This is a genomic window from Mesorhizobium sp. M7A.F.Ca.CA.002.15.2.1, from assembly GCF_003998715.1.
GTDB lineage: Bacteria > Pseudomonadota > Alphaproteobacteria > Rhizobiales > Rhizobiaceae > Mesorhizobium > Mesorhizobium ciceri.
The window spans coordinates 1-849 of record NZ_RZPI01001139.1; the positions used below are offsets into that span (position 1 = coordinate 1).

Here is an 849-nt window from a genome sequence, read left to right on the forward strand (position 1 = left end):
GGCTTCGACGGCGCGGTCCGGCACATGAAGCGAGCGGATATGGTCCCAGCTTGCCGCATTCACGGAAAAATACTCGACCGCCCGGTCCTGCCGCTTGCGCTTGACCGAGGCCAGGCGCTCAAGATCGCGCTCGACCTGCGGATCGGCGCCGCGAATGCCGGAAACCAGGCCCATGACGAAGTCACGCGCGGAATCCGCATCCGACAGGCGGAAGAAGGCCCAGGACCCTTCCTGGTAGCGGCCGATCAGCCCTGCCTCCAGAAGCAGCTTCAGGTGCCGCGAAACGCGCGGCTGCGACTGGCCGAGAATTTCGGTAAGATCGGAAACGGTGAGGTCACCGCGCGACAGAAGTGCCAGTATGCGCAATCGGCTGGATTCGGCCGCCGCCTTTAACGTATCCACCATAGTGTCGAGCGAGACATGCATCAGCGTATTCTCTTTGAAAAGATATAAACATATGTTTATGTCAGTTTTCGAAACCTTGCAAGCGCTATGTCGCTTCCGGACAAGAAAATGCCGCTTGTGTGGCGTTTTAAGAGACATGGGCCATGACTGGACCGCGTGAGATGTTCGAGGCCCGCGAAGGCGAGCAGAGGCTGGAAAACGATCCCGCACTGATGCCGCCGGATGACGGCATCGTCTTCATCGGCCGCATTGCCTCGCCGTGGACGACGCGCGAAACCTGCCCGAAGAACATGCGCGCCGCGCGCGAGACCGGGCAGAAGGCAGTGCTGACCATCGACGCGCCCTACCGAAATGGCTTACGGGGGCTGGAGCGCGCCAGCCACGTCATCATCCTGTCCTGGCTGCATCACGCGCCGCGGGACCTGATTGTGCAGAAACCACGCC

Annotated in this window: 1 protein-coding gene and 1 pseudogene; one reads left to right on the plus strand and one right to left on the minus strand. The window is 61.2% G+C overall.

Features of this window, described 5'->3' with window-relative positions; translation table 11 throughout:
- The coding region (locus ENZ74_RS33205) for a metalloregulator ArsR/SmtB family transcription factor (RefSeq protein ID WP_164761470.1) at window positions 1-426 on the minus strand (426 nt) is incomplete at its 3' end.
- A 122-nt stretch (window positions 427-548) separates the two neighbouring features.
- Here ENZ74_RS33205 and ENZ74_RS33210 point away from each other — a divergent pair.
- Window positions 549-849: pseudogene (locus ENZ74_RS33210) on the plus strand (tRNA (N6-threonylcarbamoyladenosine(37)-N6)-methyltransferase TrmO); the annotation flags it as partial.